Raw genomic sequence first — 17,797 nt, forward strand, 5'->3', positions numbered from 1 at the left:
AATTTAGGAAGTCCAGATGGTGGGAGTCACTCCTGAGCCGAGGACCCTGGCCGAGAAGGTCTGGGACGCACACGTCGTACGGTCCGCTGGCGGCGAGCCCGATCTGCTCTTCATCGACCTGCACCTGCTGCACGAGGTGACCAGCCCGCAGGCGTTCGACGGGCTGCGGCTCGCCGGGCGCCGGGTTCGCCGCACCGACTTGACGGTCGCGACCGAGGATCACAACACCCCGACCGGGTACGCCGAACCGTCGTTCCGGTCCCGCCGCGGCGACCTGCTCACCATCGCCGACCCGACGTCGCGTACGCAGATCGAGACGCTGCGCCGCAACTGCGCCGAGTTCGGCGTGAAGCTGCATCCGCTCGGCGACGAGAACCAGGGCATCGTGCACGTCATCGGCCCGCAGCTGGGCCTGACCCAGCCCGGCATGACGGTTGTCTGCGGCGACTCGCACACCGCCACCCACGGCGCGTTCGGCGCCCTGGCGTTCGGCATCGGCACCAGCGAGGTCGAACACGTGCTGGCCACCCAGACGCTGCCGCAGGCCCGCCCGAAGACGATGGCGGTGAACGTCACCGGGCGGCTCGCTGCGGGCGTCACCGCCAAGGACCTGGTGCTCGCGCTGATCGCCCAGGTGGGCACCGGCGGCGGGCGCGGTCACATCGTGGAGTACCGGGGCGAGGCGATCCGGAACCTCTCCATGGAGGGCCGGATGACCATCGCCAACATGTCCATCGAGTGGGGGGCCAAGGCCGGCATGATCGCGCCGGACGAGACGACGTTCGCGTACCTCAAGGGGCGGCCCAACGCCCCGACAGGCGCCGACTGGGAGGCGGCGGTCTCGTGGTGGCGGACGTTGCCCACCGACGAGGGGGCGACCTTCGACGCGGAGGTCACCCTGGACGCCAGCCGCGTCACGCCGTTCGTGACCTGGGGCACCAACCCGGGGCAGGGCGTCCCGCTGGGTGCGGTGGTGCCCGACCCGGAGGAGTTCGTGACGGAGCCGGAGCGGGCTGCCGCCCGCCGCGCGCTGGAGTACATGGACCTCACCCCCGGTACCCCGCTGCGCGACCTCGCGGTCGACGTGGTCTTCGTCGGCTCCTGCACGAACGGCCGGCTGGAGGATCTACGCGCCGCCGCCGACGTGGTGCGCGGGCACCGGGTGGCCGACGGCGTCCGGATGCTGGTGGTGCCCGGCTCCGCGGCCGTTCGGGAGGCGGCCGAGGCCGAGGGGCTGGACAAGATCTTCGTCGACGCCGGGGCCGAGTGGCGCTTCGCGGGCTGCTCGATGTGCCTGGGCATGAATCCGGACACGCTCTCCCCGGGCCAGCGCGCCGCCTCGACCTCCAACCGCAACTTCGAGGGTCGCCAGGGCCGGGGCGGACGTACCCATCTGGTCTCTCCTCCGGTCGCCGCCGCCACCGCTGTGGTGGGTCGGCTCGCCGCGCCTACCGACCTGCACGTAGGAAAGGGACACCGCTGATGGAGAGGTTCACGACCCACACCGGCACCGCCGTGCCGCTGCGTCGATCCAATGTCGACACCGATCAGATCATTCCCGCCGTGTACCTCAAGCGGGTGACCCGAACGGGCTTCGGGGACGGCTTGTTCAGCGCGTGGCGGGAGGACCCGGAATTCGTCTTGAATGATCTCGGATATTCCGGTGCGTCGATTCTTGTGGCCGGCCCGGAGTTCGGCACCGGCTCCTCCCGGGAGCACGCCGTCTGGGCCCTGCGGGACTGGGGGTTCCGTGTGGTCATCGCGCCCCGCTTCGGTGACATCTTCCGGGGCAACGCGCTCAAGGAGGGGCTGCTGCCGGTCGAGTTGGAATTGAAGGCGGTCGAGGAGATCTGGGCCCTCGTCGAGGTTGACCCGAGCGCGCCGATCACCGTCGACCTCACCGCCCGTCAGGTCCGGGCAGGGGACGCCACCTGGTCGTTCCCGCTTGACGATTTCAGTCGCTGGCGGCTGATGGAGGGCCTGGACGACATTGGACTCACGCTCCGGTACGAGGCCGAGATCACTACCTTCGAGGCGTCCCGGTCGCCGTTCCTGCCCTCGGTCGCATAGCCGCACGCCCTGTCCCGACGCGGAATGTCGCCCCCACCGGTCTCACCGGAGGGGCGAATCCGTTGCGACACAAGGGCTTTTTTCCACCGAATGTTTGTGTCCCGGCAGCACAGGGCATACCGTGCGCGCAGAATGGCTCGCGTCGAGTCAGTAGCACATTCGGGAGGAAGTCGTGAACAAGGCCGAGCTCATCGAGGCGCTCGCCGTTCGCCTGGGGGACCGGAAGACGGCGACGGCCGCGCTCGACGCGGTCCTCGCTGAGGTCCAGGCGGCGGTCACCAAGGGCGAGAAGGTGGCGATCACCGGCTTCGGAGCGTTCGAGAAGCGTGTCCGAGGTGCCCGAACAGCGCGCAATCCGCGGACCGGAGAGGCGGTGAAGGTCAAGAAGACCTCCGTCCCGACCTTCCGCCCGGGCGCCGGGTTCAAGGAGATGGTGGCCGCCGGCAAGGTGCCGAAGGCCACGGCGGCGGCAAAGAAGAGCGCCGCCGCCAGAACCACCGGCGTGAAGGCGGCCGGGGCGAAGGCCACCGGCGCCGCGGCCCGGAAGGCCACGGCGGCGAAGAAGACCGCCGCGGCGAAGACGACCGCGGCGAAGAAGACGACCGCGGCGAAGAAGACCGCAACGAAGGCCACCGCGGCCAAGAAGACGACCGCGGCCAAGAAGACGACCGCGGCGAAGAAGACCGCAACGAAGGCCACCGCGGCCAAGAAGGCCGCTCCGGCGAAGAAGACCACCGCGGCGACCAGGAGCGCGGCGGCCACGAAGGCCTCCGCGAAGAAGGCCCCCGCCAGGAAGGCGGCGACCAAGCGCTGAACAGGCTGCCGAGGGGCGTCCACCGACCGGTGGGCGCCCCTCGCGGCGTACCGTGCCGGGGCGTTGCCCCGCCGTGGCGGCTACCGATTGGCCGGTGCCTGGCTGGAACCCCACGCCATGCCGTGGACGTCGGGGCCCTTGCTCACAGGCGGTCGGTGGCGAGGAGGTGGTCGCCGGTGAACGCGAGCAGCCAGCCTCCGCCCTTCGGGGTGGTGAACTCGCCCGGCCGGCCGGCGAGGTGTTCCAGGGCTCCCGGAATGACCTTTCCCTGGCCGCACACCGCGACCGGCTCGCCGGCTGCGCCGAGAGCCGCGAGCCGGGAAGCCGTGGCCAGCACGCACTCGGCACGATTCTGGCCGGGCCGGGGTTCGTCGAGGTCGCCGTCCACCTCGATGGGCAGGTCGAGCAGCGCCGCCGCCGGGTCGAGAGTCTGCACGCAGCGGCGCGCCGACGCCGACAGCAGACGAACCGGCCGGACCAGCGCCACCATGGGTGCGAGCGCGTACGCCTGCGCCCAGCCCTGGGCATCCAGCGGCCGGCCGCTGTCCGGCCCCGACCAGGAGCCCCGCTTGCCGGCGTGGCCGTGCCGGGCGAGCACGATCGCGCCGGTCACCGGCGGCAGGGCCGCGAACGCGGCGAGAACCTCCGCGTCGTGCGGGTAGCTGACCAGCCGGACCGCGTCGTCGACAGTGAGCCAGCGCACGTCGTCGACCTCGGTGCCGGACTGGAAACCACCGCCGGCGACCGCCCGCATCGACCAGTAGTCGACCAGCTTCGGCTGGCCCTCGCTGCGGTAGCTCGTACCCGGCAGGCGGATCTGCGGTGTCGCCCGCACGCCGGTTTCCTCGGCGACCTCCCGGACGGCCGCGCGCAGCGGATGCTCGCCCGGCTCCAACTTGCCCTTGGGCAGGGACCAGTCGCCATACCGGGGCCGGTGTACCAGGCAGACCTCGACGCCGGCCACCCCCGGCCGCCAGACCACCCCACCGGCCGCCCGGATCTCGGCCACGGCCGGAACGTCGTTCCCGGCCCGGATTCCGGTCACCGCAGCCACGCCGTCCGCCGCCGGCGGCTGGCCTGCCGCCACGCCCCCGGGAACTCCGCTCGGGCCCGTCGCACCGCCGCGCGCTCCCGCTCCAGCAACCGGCCGGCGGTGACCGCCAGCTCGTGGTCGTTCGGGCGGGTCTCCGTCACCTCCCGCCAGGTCTGCGCGGCCACCGCCGCGTCCTGGTGCTCGCCCAGCAGGTCCTGCACCCGGGAAAGCTCGCGGGCGAGTTTCCGGGCGTCACCGCCGAGCACCGGCGCCACGGCTGTGACGGCGGACCGGGCCTGCTTGCCGTCCTTGCGGACCGTGTGCCACTGCTCGTCCGGCCCGTCCTGGGTCAGCGTCGCCACGCTGCCCGCGTGGCCCGGAGCCCCGGCCAGCCGGTGCCAGGGTCGGGCCACCAGGCGGGGTAGGACGTCCCGGGCGGGCGCGACAGCCCGCCGGGTCAGCCGCGGTGCCCGGGCGGCCAGCACCAGGGCGTCCACCAGGGCCAGGTAGCGGTCGGAGCGCAGCGCCGCGTCGACGGTGGCCAGCGCCGTGTCCTGCCGTGCGCCGAGCGCGGCGTCCAGCCGGTCGACCGCCGCCGCGGGGAGCGGGCTCAACGGGTCGGCCGCGGCCGTGCGCCGCAGCCGCTCCCGCAGCACCTCGACGTCCCGGGCCGCACCGAGTGAATCCGCCAACCACTTCAGCTCGTCGCGCAGGGGCCGGGCCCAGGCCGGCCGGACCAGCCGCCGGAAGGTCTTCAGGTCGCTGCGCAGCCGCCGGCAGGCGACCCGCATCTGGTGCACGGCGGTGTCGCCGTCGCCGACCGGGGTACGCAGCCTGAGTAGCGGATCGTGCGTGAAGAGCCGCCGTACCTCCCGGCGGATCGCCTCGGCCACCACCTCACCGGCGGTCGGGTCGGCCGACAGCCCGGCGGGGGCGACCAGGTCCGGCTCGCCCCTGGCCGCGGCGCCGAGTGCCCGGACGTGTTTCGGGACGAACCCGGCGTCCCGGGCGCCGGCGTCCCGCAGTATCGAGCCGATCCGGTCCAGCAGGTCCCGGTCGCCGGCCTTCCGTTCGACCTCCACCTCGCGGAAGGTGAACGTGGTGGCGCCATCGGCGCCGACCACGGTGACGTCGTCGTCCACCACCTCGGCGAGCACCACACCCGCGTCGTCGTGGACCTCGTACGCCCGGCGGAGCGTGCGCACCTCGGCGGCCGGGGTCAGCGGCGCGCCCCGGTGCACGACGGTGACCAGCTCGACCAGATCAGCCGGCGGGTCACCGCGGCCGTCCGGCCGGGATATCTCGTGCCGGACGCCGGGGGTGTCCGTCGGCAGCTTCACCGTCCACGGCAGTGCGTCACCCGCGCGGTGGCGCAGCGACACCCCGGCCCGTGCCAGCCGCAGGTCGACCGTGTCGAAGTACGTGGCGACCAGGGTCGCCGCCGGCAGCTCGCGCACCCCGCCGTCGTCCGGCGTCGCCGCGGTCAGCTCCGGCAGGGACCAACCGTCGTTCACCTCGTACTTGCGCTCCTCCTCCATTCGCCAAGCCTAGTGCGGTCGACCGGCCGTGCCGCCGACGCGACGAAGCAGCAGTTCCTGGAGGGCCATCAGCGGTGTGTCATCGTCACCGGTACGCCGGGTCCAGGTGCCGTCCGCGTTCAGCTCGAACGAGTCCACGTCCGGGCTGAACGCCGTGGTCAGCACGTGGTCCAGCTCGGCCCGGGCGACCGGATCGCTGACCTGCACCAGCGCCTCGACCCGACGGTCCAGGTTCCGGTGCATCAGGTCGGCCGAGCCCATCCAGAACTCGGCGTCGCCGTTGTTGCCGAACCGGAAGACCCGCGAGTGCTCCAGGAACCGGCCGAGAATCGACCGGACCCGGATGTTCTCCGACAGGCCCGGCACGCCCGGCCGCAGTGTGCACATGCCGCGGATCAGCAGGTCCACGTGTACCCCGGCGCGGGAGGCACGGTAGAGCGCATCGGTGACCTCCTCGTCCACCAGCGAGTTGACCTTGAACTGCACCAGCCCCGGCATGCCGAGTCGGACATGCGAGATCTCCCGGTCGATCCGCTCGACCAGGCCGCTGCGGATGCCCTGCGGCGCGACCAGCAACCGCCGGAACGCGGTCTGCCGGCTGTAACCGGTGAGCACGTTGAACAGGTCGGTCAGGTCCGCGCCGATCTCCGGGTCGGCGGTGAGCATGCCGAAGTCCTCGTACAGCCGGGCGGTCTTCGGGTGGTAGTTACCGGTGCCGATGTGGCAGTAGCGGCGGATCTGGTTGCCCTCTTGGCGGACCACCAGCGCGGTCTTGCAGTGCGTCTTGAGGCCGACCAGGCCGTAGACCACATGGCAGCCGGCGCGCTCCAGTGTGCGGGCCCAGCCGATGTTCGCGATCTCGTCGAAGCGGGCCTTCAGCTCGACCAGCACCACCACCTGTTTGCCGGCCTCGGCGGCGTCGACCAGCGCGTCGACGATCGGGGAGTCGCCGCTGGTGCGGTAGAGGGTCTGCTTGATGGCCAGCACGTTCGGGTCGGCTGCGGCCTGCTCGACGAGGCGCTGCACGCTCGTCGCGAACGAGTGGTAGGGGTGGTGCACCAGCACGTCCCCGTCCCGCAGGGTGGCGAACACGCTGCGGGGCACCTCGCCCTCGGCCAGCCGCGGATGGGTGGCCGGGACGAACGGCGGGTCCTTCAGATCCGGCCGGTCGGCCTCGCCGTACAGCTGCCAGAGGGCGGACAGGTCCAACAGGCCGCGGACCCGTAGGACGTCCTGGGCGTCCATGTCCAGTTCCCGGACCAGTAGCTCCAGCATGTGGTCAGAGATGGAGGCGGCCACCTCCAGCCGCACCGGCGGGCCGAACCGGCGCCGGGCCAGCTCACGCTCGAGCGCCTGGAGCAGGTCCTCGTCGCGGTCCTCGTCGACCTCCACCTCGGCGTTGCGGGTGACCCGGAACAGGTGGCACTCGACCACCTGCATGCCGGAGAAGAGCTGTCCCAGATGTACCGAGATCAGGTCCTCCACCGGGAGCACCCGCATCCCCGGCTGGTCCCGGTGGACTCGGACGAACCGGGGCACGTTGTTGGGCACCTTCACCCGGGCGAAGAGCTCCGAGCCGCCATCTGGGTCGCGGACCGACACCGCCAGGTTGAGAGACCGCCCGGAGATGTACGGGAACGGGTGTGCCGGGTCGACCGCGAGCGGGGTGAGTACCGGGAAGATCTGCTCCCGAAAGTAGGTGCGCAGCCGCTCCCGCTCGGCGTCGTCGAGGTCACCCCAGCCGAGGATACGGAGGTCCGCCTCGGCGAGCTTGGGCAGCACGTCGTCGACGAAGCAGGCGGCCTGCCGGGTGACCAGGGCAGCGGTCTTCTCGGCGATCAGGGTGAGTTGGGTGCGCAGGGGCAGGCGATCGCCGCCGCGGACCGGCAGGCCGGCGGAGAGCCGCCGCTTCAACCCGGCGACCCGCACCATGTAGAACTCGTCGAGGTTGCTGGCGAAGATGGCCAGGTACTTCGCGCGTTCCAGCAGCGGGGTGACCGGGTCCTCGGCGAGTGCGAGGACCCGGGCGTTGAAGTCGAGCCAGGAGAGTTCCCGGTTGAGGAAGCGGTCCTCGGGTAGGGGCTCGACGGGCAGTGCCTTGGCGGTGGCGGCTGCCGGGGTGGCGGGCGGCGCCGCGCGTGTGGACACTTGGCCTAGCACCTCCTCCAGCCCGGCCGAGGCGGCGGCGCCGGTGTCGGGACCGGTGTCGGCGGTGTCGGTGGACCGTGCGGCCAGGAAGCGGCCGTCGGGACCCCGGGAGCGGGTGCCGTTGCGGTGTCCGGCCGGATCGGTGGCGGAAGGCTGGTCGGCGAGGTGTTCGCGAGGGGTGCTCACGTGCTCATCTTCACCCGAATCCGGTTAACGCAAAATGAACTTGGGCCGGGTTGCTCAGGCCATCGTCGGCAACGTCACGCGCAACACGGCGCCCGTGGCGTCGGTCTCGATCCGCACCCGCTGCCCGAGGCGGAGCAGCCGCAACCCGGATGCGTCGAACGCCCGCGCCGGGAACGCCAGCTCCGTGCCGTCGTCGAGGAGCAGCGTCCCGCTGCGGGTCGCCGCGTCGTAGGTGGCCACCGTGCCCTGCATGACCGGCACGCTACACCGGGTGCCCGATCGCCGGGACAGCCGCGTCGCACAGCGCCGCAGTGTGCGGCCCCAGCCCCAGCCGGGCCGCCGCGGTCAGGTCGTGGGCGGTGTCGACGTCGCGGCGCAGGCTGGGCCAGTCCCCGGTCAGGGGCAGTGCCCCGCTGGCCGTGTGCGCCGCCGCCGACTCCCCGCCGAAACGCGGGTCCAGTGGTACACCCGGCGGCGCGGCCAGCAGCACCGTGCCACTGCCGGGGGCGTCGGCGAGGTACCGGCGCGCCCCGGTCGGCCCGGCGCGCACCGCGCGCAGTGCCGCCGCCAGCTCGGCCGGGCGTAGGGCCGGCAGGTCGGCGGTGAGGCCCGCCACCCAGCCGCCGCCGGCGGCCGCCGCGCCGTGCCGGAAGGCGGCGTTGAGCCCGGCGGCGGGGGTGTCCGGCAGCGTCCGGGCGCCGGCCCCGCCGGCCTCCGCCGCCACCCGTGGGTCGTCGGTGACCACCAACACCTCGGCCACCTCGGGGCAGGTCCGCACCGCGTGGACCGTGTCGGCCGCCAGCGCCAGCGCCAGCGACTCATGGGGTACACCCGGCAGCGCACCCCGCAGCCGGCTTTTCGCTATGCTCAGCCGCTTTACCGGCACCACCACCGTCCACACCTCGGCCACCCCGCCATCCTGCCAGCCCGACGGCGGTACCCTCACTGGCCGGACCCGGGGCGAACAGGCATGATTTCACCTCGCGGGGATCACCGGTGGGTGAACCGGCGGTCGAGACGGCGGCAGGAGGAGGCGCGGTGGCGCGGCGCAGGCTCGGGTTCTGGCGACGGTTCGCCGTGGTGCTGGTCAAGCCCGTGATGACCGGCTGGACGCGGCGGACCTGGCGCGGGATGGAGCACCTCAACCGTCCCGGCGGCATGATCATCGTGCCGAACCACATCTCGCACGCCGATCCGCTGGTGTCCGCGCACTTCATCTACGACTCCGGACGCTGGCCGCGGTTTCTCGGCAAGGCCAGCGTGTTTCGGGTGCCGGTGATCGGCTGGCTCCTGCACCGCTGCCGGCAGATCCCGGTCGAGCGCGGCACGGTCGAGGCGGTGAAGTCGCTGGACGCCCTGGTCGCCGCCGTGCACAGCGGGGGCGCCGTGGTGATCTACCCCGAGGGCACCACCACCCGGGAACCGCGGTTGTGGCCGATGAAGGGCAAGACCGGTGCGGCGCGGCTGGCCCTGGCCACCGGGGCGCCGGTCGTCCCGGTGGCGATGTGGGGTCCGGAACGCATCTTCGACCCGCGGACAAACCGCTTGAGTCTCCGCCCGCGCATCCCGGTGACCGTGGTGGCCGGACCCCCGGTCGACCTGAGCCGGTGGACGGGCGCCACCCCGACGAAGGCCGTACTCGAGGAAATGACCGACGCCATCATGCTGCAGTTGCGTGGCCTGCTCGCCGAGATCCGGGAGGAGACCCCGCCGCCGTTGTGGGAACGCCCCGTCCGCACCGACCGGCCCGGGGCCACCGCATGAGCGGGCATGTCGCGGTGCTGGGAGCCGGCTCGTGGGGGACCGCCTTCGCCAAGATCCTCGCCGACGCCGGACGGGACGTCACCATCTGGGCCCGGCGGCGGCCGGTCGCCGAGGTGATCCGTACCGAGCGGCGTAACCCGGAGTACTTGCCGGAGCTGGTGCTGCCCGAGCGGGTGACGGCGACCGGGAACGCGGTGGAAGCGATCACGGGGGCCGAGGTGGTGGTGCTCGCGGTGCCGTCGCAGACCCTGCGCGGGAACCTCGCCGAGTGGGCGCCGCACCTGCACCCCGACGCCACGTTGGTCTCCCTGATGAAGGGCATCGAGCTGGGTAGCACCAAACGGATGAGCGAGGTCATCGTGGAGACCGCCAACGTGGCGACGGACCGGGTGGTGGTGGTCTCCGGCCCCAACCTGGCGCCGGAGATCGCCGTCGGGCAACCGGCCGCCACCGTGGTCGCCTGCACCGACGTCGACCGGGCCACGCTCGTGCAGCGGGCGATCACCACGCCGTACTTCCGGCCGTACACCAACGACGATGTGATCGGCTGTGAGCTGGGCGGCGCGGTCAAGAACGTCATCGCTCTCGCGTACGGGATCGCCACCGCGATGGGCTTCGGCCACAACACCCGCGCCATGCTGGTGACCCGGGGGCTGGCCGAGACCGCCCGCCTCGGCGTCGCGCTCGGCGCCGACCCGCTGACCTTTTCCGGCCTGGCCGGCCTGGGCGACCTCGTCGCCTCCTGCTCCTCCCCGTCGGCCCGCAACCGCACCTTCGGCGAGCACCTCGGCCGGGGCGCGACCCTGGACGAGGCGCGAATCGCTACCCGGCAGACGGCCGAGGGCGTCAAGAGTGCCCTCGCCGTGCGGGACCTGGCCCGGGCGCACCGGGTGGAGATGCCGATCACCGAGCAGGTCGAGCTGGTCTGCCACGAGGGGGTCGATCCGCGGCGGGCCGTGGCGGCGCTGATGAGCCGGACGACGAAGCCGGAGTGAGGGAGTGACGGCCGACCACGACGGCACCCGCTGCGTCCGGGCCGGGCTGCCCGAGCCCGAGCCGGGAGAGCCGTTCCTGCCCGGACCGGTCTTCGCCGCGCCGTACCACCTCGACCCGTGGATGGGGCCGGCGGCGGCACCGAACGGTTACGGCCGGGCGGACAACCCCACCCGGCGGCTGCTGGAGGCGGCGATCGGGGAGCTGGAGGGCGGCGACTGTCGGGTCTTCGCCAGCGGTCAGGCCGCGATCACCGGGCTGCTACTGACCGTACTGCGCCCGGGGGACACGGTGGTACTCCCGTCCGACGGCTACTTCCCGGTGCGGACGTTCGCCACCGACACCCTGGCGGGCGTCGGCGTCCGGGTGCTGTTCGCGCCGACCGTCGGGCCGTACCCGGACTTCGACGGCGTACGGCTGGTGTTGGTGGAGACCCCGGCCAATCCCGGCCTGGACGTTGTCGACGTGCCCGCGCTGGTTGGCCGGGCGCGCGCCGCGGGCGCTCTGGTGGCGGTGGACAACACCACCGCGACGCCGCTCGGACAGCGCCCGTTGGACCTCGGTGCCGACCTGGTGGTGGCCTCCGGGACCAAGGCTCTCACCGGTCACTCCGATCTCCTGCTGGGGTACGTCGCCAGCCGGTCGGCCGAGCTGCTGACGGCCGTGGCGGGATGGCGGACGGCCACCGGGGCGGTGCTGGGAGCGTTCGACGCCTGGCTGGCGCACCGGTCGTTGGGCACCCTCGACCTGCGCCTGGCGCGGCAGACCGCGAACGCCCAGGCGCTCGCCCGGCTGCTCGCCACCCGGCCGGACGTGACCGGCCTGCGCTGGCCGGGGCTCCCGGACGATCCGGCGTATCCGGTGGCCTCGGCCCAGATGCGACGGATGCCCGGGGTGCTCTGCTTCGATCTGGGCGACGCGGACCGGGTGGGCCGGTTCCTCGACGCGGCCCGGCTGGTCGCGGCGGCCACCTCGTTCGGCGGTCTGCACACCTCCGCCGATCGGCGGGCACAGTGGGGGGACGACACCGCGCCCGGTTTCCTCCGCCTCTCCTGCGGCGTGGAGGACACCGCCGACCTGGTCGCGGACGTTACCGCTGCGCTTGACGTCGCCCACCGATGACCGTGCCGGTCGACCGGGCCGCCCTGGTGGCGCGGTTGCGCGCCGCCGGCTGCGTCTACGCCGAGGACGAGGCGGCGCTGCTGGTCGCCGCGGCCGGCAACCCGGCGGCGTTGGCCGCCCTGGTCGAGCGCCGGGTGGCCGGGCAGCCACTGGAGCACCTGCTCGGTTGGGCGGAGTTCGGCGGCGTCCGGGTCGCCGTAGACCCGGGCGTCTTCGTGCCACGGGCCCGCAGCCTGCTGCTGGTGTCGGCGGCGGTCGCGGTGGCCGGCCCGGCCCCGGCCGTGGCGGAACTGTGCTGCGGCTCCGGGGCGCTGAGCATTCTGCTCGCCGAGCGGCTCGAGCCCCGTTTCCTCGCGGCGGTGGACGTCGACCCGGCGGCCGTGGCGTGCGCCGGTCGCAACCTGGCCGGGCGGGGGGTGCCGGTGTTCGCCGGTGACCTGTTCGAGCCGCTGCCCGCCGGGTGGCGCGGGCGGCTGGACCTGGTGGTGGCCAACGCCCCGTACGTGCCGACGGAGGCCGTCGCGCTGATGCCGGCCGAGGCTCGGCTGCACGAGGCCCGGGTGGCGCTCGACGGCGGCCCGGACGGGCTGGCGGTGCTGCGCCGTGTCGCGGCCGGCGCGGCGCAGTGGCTGGCGCCGGGTGGGCACCTGGTGGTGGAGGCCGGCGCGGCGCAGGTGGACGGGCTGCGTGGAGTGCTCGCGGCGGTTGGGCTCGCGTCCTCGGTGGTTCATGACGGTGACCTGGACGCGACCGCGGTCACCGCCCGCCGGGAATCGCCTGGCGGCGACGGGCCGTGAGGTGGCGTCGCGACCGTGCCGTCGCGACCGGGTCGACACCCTCGGTGCGAGGACAGTCGACCGGTGCCCCTGGTGACGGATTCGCCGAGCAGCGTCGTTCCTGATCGGTATGTCCACGGCCGGCCCAGGGACACCGGCAGGTGGGGTGGCCGGCGGCTGCCGTTGCCTCGACGGTCCGCCCGACGAAACGGGGCATGGCGGCGGGGCGGAACGGGAACTAGCCTCACGTCAGGTGCGAGGGTGGGAGGGCGGAGTTTCGTGGACAAGGCAGGCGTGCCGGTAGCCGTCGGGCTGGACAACGGCGGCACCAGCAACAACGCGACGGTCCTCACCGTTGACGGGCGGTTCCTGGTCGACGGGCTGCTGGAGACTCCGAGCGAGGTGCAGGTCGGCCCGGCGGCGGCGATCGAGGCACTCGCGCGGGCCTTCGACGGGGCGCTGGCGTTGACCGGTGTGCCCCGGGAGCTGGTTCGCGCGGTGGGGCTGGACACTCCCGGGCCGGCCAGCGCCGCCGGAGTCCTCTCCTCCCGTGGCGCCACGAACTTCTCCCCGCCGGCGTGGCGGGGGTACGACGTGCGGGGTGCCCTGGAACGGCGGCTCGACCTGCCGGTGGTGTACCTCAACGACGGCAACGCCGCCGCCCTCTATGCGCATCACAGCTTTTTTGGCGTCGATGCCATGCGCCGTTCGTCGGTCTCCGCCATCGTCGGCACCGGGCTTGGCGGGGGCGTGGTCGAGGGCGGCCGGGCGGTCGCCGGGGCGGCCGGGATGGCCGGCGAGCTGGGGCATGTGCACCTGCCGTTGGCCGGGCTGCTCGCGCCCGGTCAGCCGGAGCCCACCTGCGCCTGCGGCTTCGTCGGGGACGCGGAGAGCGTTGCCTCGCTGACCGGGATCGTGCGCAACCTGCTGCCGTACTGGCTGACCCGCTTTCCCGGGCATCCGCTGGCCGCCGAGCCGCCGGCGCGGGCCGCCAAGCTGGTACGCGGCCTCGGCGAGCGGGGCGACCCGTTGGCCCGGGAGATCTTCACCCAGCAGGCGATGGCGATCGGCCGGCTCTTCACCGTCGCTGCCAACTTCACCGACCCGCACGCGTACTTCGTCGGCGGTGGCGTGGTGGAGGCGGCGCCGGAGTTCCGCGACTGGTTCCTCGCCACGGTGCGGGAGCACACCGTGCTGCGCGCGGAGCAGGCGGCCGAGGCCACCTTCGCCCTGGTGCCCGACCGGGACATGGCCGGCGCCCGGGGCGTGGCCATCGCGGCGCTGGAGGCGTTGCGGGCGGAGCCCGCGCCCCAACCGCTGGTCGGCGGCTAGCTCCTGTGTCAAGGTCCCGGTCGGACCGTGACGGTGACGAAGGCTTCAGCGGCGACCGTCCGGCGTCGCCGAGCGGCTCTGGGCCCGGCGACGCGGGCGGCGGCGGGACCTGGGCCGCCGCCCGCGTCGGCGGGAGTCAGCGGTGGGGTGGCGCCGCGGCGAAGGCCGCCCAGGCCGCCGGTGCGAAGAGGAGCAGCGGCCCGCCCGGGTCCTTCGAGTCGCGGACGCCTACCTTCCTGGGTAGCGTCGCGATCTCGACGCAGGCTCCCTCGTCGCCGCTGTGGCTACTCTTGCGCCACCTGGCCAGGGCCAGTTCCGCATTGATCTTCGGTGTCATCGTCCTACCGTCCCTTCACGAGTTGCCGGAGCTGGTCGCGGCTCGCCGCCGGGCTGAGCGCGACGCTCCGCAGGTGCTCCATGATCTTGGTGCAGGTGCGCAGGTCGCCCGGCCGGTCCAGGACCATCTGCCCGGCGACGGTCTCCACCGAGGCGATGATCGGATCCTCGGGGTCGGCGAACTCCAGGATGTGCAGGGAGCCCCGGGTGCCTCGGTGGTAGCCGGCGGCCAGCGGGATCACCTGGATGGTGACGTTGGGCAGCTCGCCGATCTTCAGCAGGTGTCCGAGCTGGGCCTCCATCACCGTGCGGTCGCCGACCGGCCGGAGCAGCGCGCCCTCGTCGATGATCGCGTCGAGGATCGGTGGGTTGCCGGCCGTGAGTCGCTGCTGGCGGTCCAGGCGTAGCTGCACCCGCTGCTCGACCTGCTCGTCGCCGAGGGTGTGTGGGCCGCCCCGCATCACCCCGCGGATGTAGTCGGCGGTCTGGAGCAGGCCGGGCACCACCGAGGGCTCGAAGTTCGCGATGCCGGTGGCCTCCGCCTCCAACGCGATGAAGTCGATGGTGCGCCGGTCGAGCAGGTACGAGTACGACACCCACCAGCCAGGCTTGCGGGCGTCCTTGGCGAGTTGCGCGGCCGCCGCCACCTCGTCCGACCCGACGCCGTAGAGCGTGAGCAGCGCGCGTACGGTGGCCGGGCTGACCAGGGTCTGGGCGTTCTCGTACCGGGAGAGCGTGCTGCGGGTGCTGTTGATCTCGTCGGCTGCGGCTTCCAGGGTGAACCCGGCAGCCTCCCGGTGGGTGCGCAGCGCGATGCCCAGCCGGCGGGCGCGGGCGGTCTTCGGTGGCATGCGTCGATCCTCGCACACATGCACGGGAGGCTGTACATGAGAGAGTGCAGATGAGAGTTGCATTCACGGCGGTCATGATGCCAACCTGTCATCAGGTCCTCACCGGCGGTTGTCGTGGCGACGGCGGCGGTGAGTGACCGGAGGGGATGGGGCGCGCGACGATCGGGTTTCTCCCCCGTACCCGATCGTCGCGTGCCTGCGCCCGGCGCCGCCCAGCCGAAGGGACTCGACGTGCGTACTGCCCAGCAGCCCCGAGCTGACCGTGCCGCCAGTGCGGCGCTGACCCGGTTCCTGGTGGTGCTCACCGACGTGCGTCCCGACGACGGCGGCCGCGACGAACGGAGCAGCCCGGAGCGGCGCCGCCAGGTGGTGGGTGCGAGTAGTCGCGAGGCGGCCGACCGGATCGCGGGTGCGTTCATGGCGCTGGGCATGGTGCGGGCGGGCCGGCAGCGGGTCAAGGTGATCGCCATCGGCCGGCGACACGCCCGCGCGTAGTCGACGGCCCGGCGGGCCGCCGGAACCCGTCGGGCCGTCCCCGCGGCGTCAGGGCAATCTGCGCGCCCTCGTTGTCAGAGGGGTGGGTAAGCCCTGTCCGAGCTACGCGATCGCCGCGCACGCCACCGCGGCGACACCGCACCCACCGCCACGCGGCGCACCGCCAGCGGCACGGCGAGGCGCAGGCGGAGCGGTAGGCCGTCCGGGCTGGCGTCCAGCGCCGCCGAGAGCGCGTCGATGCGGGGCGTCGGAGCTCGTCGGACGGGGCGGTCCGGCGGGGCGACGACCGGCCGGGGATCCCAACGTCCGATTACTCACCGTATATCACCGATCAACCGGTTGTTGACCGGCTTGTTCTTCCCCCGGGTATCGGCCGCTGGTCCTCGCCACGCACAGTAAGGTCGACCGGGTGAGCGCCCTGAATCGCGGACGAAGAGGTGAGGGCCAGTGACCACCCCAGGCAGGACCCGCGTGGCGATCGTCTTCGGCGGACGTAGTCCGGAGCACGGCATCTCCTGCGTGAGCGCCGGCAGCGTGATCGCGGCGCTCGACCCGGACGAGTACGAGGTCGTCCCGGTGGGCATCACCCGCGCCGGCCAGTGGGTGCTGACCAGCGGTGATCCAGGTCAGCTGGCGATCAGCGCCCGGCGGCTGCCGGAGATCACCGCAGCGTCCGGTACCGACATCGTGCTGCGGGCCGACCCCACCGGCAACGGGCTGATGGTGCTCGACCCGACCGAAGGGCCCCGGGCCCTCGCCGACGTGGATGTGGTCTTCCCGGTCCTGCACGGCGCGTACGGCGAGGACGGCACCATCCAGGGCATGCTGGAGATGGCCGGCATCCCGTACGTCGGGGCGAACGTCTTCGCCTCCGCCGCCGCCATGGACAAGGAGTTCACCAAGAAGCTGTGCGCTGCCGATGGCATCCCGGTCGGCCCGTACGTGGTGCTCCGCAACGGCATGACGTTGGGCGAGGACGACAAGCGCCGCCTCGGTCTGCCGGTTTTCGTCAAACCTTCCCGGGCCGGCTCGTCCTTCGGTATCACCAAAGTCGACGACTGGGCGGACCTCGACGACGCGGTCGCCACCGCCCGGCAGATCGACCCCAAGGTGCTCGTCGAGGGTGCGATCGTCGGCCGGGAAATCGAGTGCGGCGTCCTGGAGGGGGAGTCCGGCGGCGCGCCGGAGGCGTCCGTGCTCGCCGAGGTCCGGGTGGTCGGCGACTACGACTTCTACGACTTCGAGGCGAAGTACATCGACGCCGACTCCGCCTGCGAGTACGACATCCCCGCCGGCCTGCCGGAGCGGGCGGCCCGCCAGATCCGGGAGCACGCCGTCCGCGCGTTCACCGCGCTCGACTGCGCGGGTCTGGCCCGGGTGGACTTCTTCGTCACGCCGGAGCTGGACGTCTACCTCAACGAGATCAATACGATGCCCGGCTTCACCCCGTCGTCGATGTTCCCGCGGATGTGGGCGGCGGCCGGCTTGGAGTACCCGAAGCTGGTTAACCGCCTGATCCGCACCGCTCTGCACCGCGGTATCGGCCTGCACTGACTCCCACCCACCCGCACCGGTGGCGCCCGCACCGCGAGGTTCGTCCACCTGCGGGGGCGCGGCGCCGCGGACCGCCACACCTTCTCGGAGCCGCGAGCGTGGCGGTCCGGGAGGAGCCGGGGTCAGGCTGGGCGGCAGCCGGTTGGGGTGTCGTCGTTGGAGGGGACCGAGGCGACGATCGTGTCGGAGATGGGGGAGACCCACTGCAATGGCTGTTCGTACCCGCGGGGTACCCGGACCGTGATCGCGGTCTCCCGGTCGAGGGTGGTCAGCACGGTGGCGTCGCTCTCCTCCCGGCCGTACCAGCAGACCTTGTTGACCAGCCAGACGTCGTCGGTGTCCGCCACGGTCGGCTCGGCGCCGCCGCAGGCGACGGTGAGCGCGGGGTCGCCGTAGGCGGCGTTCTGCTCCGCGCCCTTTGTCACCGGCCGCTGCGGCAGGTTCCGGAGGGCCGGTGGCAGCTGGGAGAGCAGGGCCCGGCAGACCGTCGCCGGGCGCTCGGCCAGGGCCGGCGCGGCCATCTCGACCGGAGTGGTGGACTGCGTCCGGGGCGCAGCCGCCGACGGGCTCGGCTCGGCCACCGGCTGCTCCGGCGCGAGCCGGGCGAACGCGAGCGCGCCCACCAGCACGGTCACCGGCAGCGCTACCGCCGTCGCGATCAGGGCGGCGTTCCGGGTGGACCGGTCCCGGCCGGGCAGCTCGGGGCCGGCGGGCGCTGCGGTGTCGTCGCGGGTGGCGTCGGCCATGGCGGAGTCAGTCATCTTGTCCACTTATCAGTCATCTTG

The 17,797-nt window shown here is 73.0% G+C and carries 18 protein-coding genes; 10 read left to right on the forward strand and 8 right to left on the reverse strand.

Annotated elements, in window-relative coordinates:
* Positions 1-16 precede the first annotated feature (16 nt).
* From leuC to QTQ03_RS26155, 3 genes are all read left to right on the forward strand, one after another.
* Positions 17-1,483 carry a 3-isopropylmalate dehydratase large subunit gene (gene leuC, locus QTQ03_RS26145; protein ID WP_289280372.1) on the forward strand — a complete coding sequence of 489 codons (1,467 nt, stop codon included), beginning with the start codon at positions 17-19 and terminating at the stop codon, positions 1,481-1,483.
* Positions 1,483-2,070, forward strand: coding sequence for a 3-isopropylmalate dehydratase small subunit (gene leuD / locus QTQ03_RS26150; RefSeq protein ID WP_289280373.1), 588 nt, complete (start codon positions 1,483-1,485; stop codon positions 2,068-2,070). The genes leuC and leuD overlap by 1 nt, the downstream gene beginning before the upstream one ends.
* A gap of 172 nt (positions 2,071-2,242) precedes the next feature.
* The gene (locus QTQ03_RS26155; RefSeq protein WP_353890616.1) at positions 2,243-2,884 is read left to right on the forward strand and encodes an HU family DNA-binding protein; all 642 of its coding nucleotides are present in this window, start codon (positions 2,243-2,245) and stop codon (positions 2,882-2,884) included.
* Between the two features lie 142 nt (positions 2,885-3,026).
* On the opposite strand, the gene QTQ03_RS26160 is transcribed toward QTQ03_RS26155, so the two are convergent.
* From QTQ03_RS26160 to cofC, 5 genes are read right to left on the reverse strand one after another with little or no spacing between them, the layout of a single operon-like run.
* On the reverse strand, positions 3,027-3,893 hold the full coding sequence (locus QTQ03_RS26160) for an NUDIX hydrolase (RefSeq protein WP_289280994.1): 867 nt from the start codon (positions 3,891-3,893) through the stop codon (positions 3,027-3,029).
* 32 nt (positions 3,894-3,925) lie between these two features.
* On the reverse strand, positions 3,926-5,455 hold the full coding sequence (locus QTQ03_RS26165; RefSeq protein ID WP_289280374.1) for a CYTH and CHAD domain-containing protein: 1,530 nt from the start codon (positions 5,453-5,455) through the stop codon (positions 3,926-3,928).
* A gap of 9 nt (positions 5,456-5,464) precedes the next feature.
* Positions 5,465-7,789 carry an RNA degradosome polyphosphate kinase gene (locus tag QTQ03_RS26170; RefSeq protein ID WP_289280375.1) on the reverse strand — a complete coding sequence of 775 codons (2,325 nt, stop codon included), beginning with the start codon at positions 7,787-7,789 and terminating at the stop codon, positions 5,465-5,467.
* A 54-nt stretch (positions 7,790-7,843) separates the two neighbouring features.
* Positions 7,844-8,041, reverse strand: a complete 198-nt coding sequence (locus tag QTQ03_RS26175) for a cold-shock protein (protein ID WP_289280376.1) — start codon at positions 8,039-8,041, stop codon at positions 7,844-7,846.
* Positions 8,042-8,051: 10 nt separating this feature from the next.
* The gene (cofC, locus tag QTQ03_RS26180; RefSeq protein WP_289280377.1) at positions 8,052-8,699 is read right to left on the reverse strand and encodes a 2-phospho-L-lactate guanylyltransferase; all 648 of its coding nucleotides are present in this window, start codon (positions 8,697-8,699) and stop codon (positions 8,052-8,054) included.
* Positions 8,700-8,827: 128 nt separating this feature from the next.
* On the opposite strand from cofC, the gene QTQ03_RS26185 reads away from it, so the two are divergent.
* The 5 genes from QTQ03_RS26185 to QTQ03_RS26205 all read left to right on the forward strand — a co-directional run bounded on the left by QTQ03_RS26185 (position 8,828) and on the right by QTQ03_RS26205 (position 13,776).
* The gene (locus QTQ03_RS26185; protein ID WP_289280995.1) at positions 8,828-9,553 is read left to right on the forward strand and encodes a lysophospholipid acyltransferase family protein; all 726 of its coding nucleotides are present in this window, start codon (positions 8,828-8,830) and stop codon (positions 9,551-9,553) included.
* Entirely contained in the window at positions 9,550-10,548 is a 999-nt protein-coding gene (locus QTQ03_RS26190) for an NAD(P)H-dependent glycerol-3-phosphate dehydrogenase (protein WP_289280378.1), read from the forward strand. Before QTQ03_RS26185 ends, QTQ03_RS26190 begins: the two co-directional genes overlap by 4 nt.
* A 4-nt stretch (positions 10,549-10,552) precedes the next feature.
* Complete coding sequence (locus QTQ03_RS26195; protein ID WP_289280379.1) at positions 10,553-11,668, forward strand: cystathionine gamma-lyase; 1,116 nt, start codon at positions 10,553-10,555, stop codon at positions 11,666-11,668.
* On the forward strand, positions 11,665-12,465 hold the full coding sequence (locus tag QTQ03_RS26200) for a putative protein N(5)-glutamine methyltransferase (protein WP_289280380.1): 801 nt from the start codon (positions 11,665-11,667) through the stop codon (positions 12,463-12,465). The genes QTQ03_RS26195 and QTQ03_RS26200 overlap by 4 nt, the downstream gene beginning before the upstream one ends.
* A 258-nt stretch (positions 12,466-12,723) precedes the next feature.
* A complete protein-coding gene (locus QTQ03_RS26205; RefSeq protein WP_289280996.1) occupies positions 12,724-13,776 on the forward strand; it encodes an ROK family protein in 1,053 nt (350 codons plus the stop codon).
* Positions 13,777-13,912: 136 nt separating this feature from the next.
* On the opposite strand, the gene QTQ03_RS26210 is transcribed toward QTQ03_RS26205, so the two are convergent.
* Positions 13,913-14,113, reverse strand: a complete 201-nt coding sequence (locus tag QTQ03_RS26210; protein WP_289280381.1) for a DUF397 domain-containing protein — start codon at positions 14,111-14,113, stop codon at positions 13,913-13,915.
* Positions 14,114-14,117: 4 nt separating this feature from the next.
* Entirely contained in the window at positions 14,118-14,963 is an 846-nt protein-coding gene (locus QTQ03_RS26215) for a helix-turn-helix domain-containing protein (protein ID WP_289280382.1), read from the reverse strand.
* A 231-nt stretch (positions 14,964-15,194) separates the two neighbouring features.
* Here QTQ03_RS26215 and QTQ03_RS26220 point away from each other — a divergent pair, with 231 nt between their 5' ends.
* A complete protein-coding gene (locus QTQ03_RS26220) occupies positions 15,195-15,458 on the forward strand; it encodes an immunoglobulin domain-containing protein (RefSeq protein ID WP_289280997.1) in 264 nt (87 codons plus the stop codon).
* Positions 15,459-15,905: 447 nt separating this feature from the next.
* The gene (locus tag QTQ03_RS26225; RefSeq protein ID WP_289280383.1) at positions 15,906-17,012 is read left to right on the forward strand and encodes a D-alanine--D-alanine ligase family protein; all 1,107 of its coding nucleotides are present in this window, start codon (positions 15,906-15,908) and stop codon (positions 17,010-17,012) included.
* A 122-nt stretch (positions 17,013-17,134) separates the two neighbouring features.
* Here the strand turns inward: QTQ03_RS26225 and QTQ03_RS26230 are convergent, their stop codons facing one another.
* The gene (locus QTQ03_RS26230) at positions 17,135-17,773 is read right to left on the reverse strand and encodes a DUF3515 family protein (RefSeq protein ID WP_502889824.1); all 639 of its coding nucleotides are present in this window, start codon (positions 17,771-17,773) and stop codon (positions 17,135-17,137) included.
* Between the last annotated feature and the right edge of the window lie 24 nt (positions 17,774-17,797).

It is taken from the genome of Micromonospora sp. WMMA1363, assembly GCF_030345795.1.
GTDB lineage: Bacteria > Actinomycetota > Actinomycetes > Mycobacteriales > Micromonosporaceae > Micromonospora.

Bases quoted from the DNA above. Each gene is read 5' to 3' on its own strand.
- QTQ03_RS26190 (WP_289280378.1), top strand. From the start codon at position 9,550: ATGAGCGGGCATGTCGCGGTGCTGGGAGCCGGCTCGTGGGGGACCGCC.
- QTQ03_RS26165 (WP_289280374.1), bottom strand. From the start codon at position 5,455: ATGGAGGAGGAGCGCAAGTACGAGGTGAACGACGGTTGGTCCCTGCCG.
- leuD (WP_289280373.1), top strand. From the start codon at position 1,483: ATGGAGAGGTTCACGACCCACACCGGCACCGCCGTGCCGCTGCGTCGA.
- QTQ03_RS26200 (WP_289280380.1), top strand. From the start codon at position 11,665: ATGACCGTGCCGGTCGACCGGGCCGCCCTGGTGGCGCGGTTGCGCGCC.
- QTQ03_RS26215 (WP_289280382.1), bottom strand. From the start codon at position 14,963: ATGCCACCGAAGACCGCCCGCGCCCGCCGGCTGGGCATCGCGCTGCGC.
- QTQ03_RS26175 (WP_289280376.1), bottom strand. From the start codon at position 8,041: ATGCAGGGCACGGTGGCCACCTACGACGCGGCGACCCGCAGCGGGACG.
- QTQ03_RS26230 (WP_502889824.1), bottom strand. From the start codon at position 17,773: ATGACTGACTCCGCCATGGCCGACGCCACCCGCGACGACACCGCAGCG.
- QTQ03_RS26210 (WP_289280381.1), bottom strand. From the start codon at position 14,113: ATGACACCGAAGATCAATGCGGAACTGGCCCTGGCCAGGTGGCGCAAG.
- leuC (WP_289280372.1), top strand. From the start codon at position 17: ATGGTGGGAGTCACTCCTGAGCCGAGGACCCTGGCCGAGAAGGTCTGG.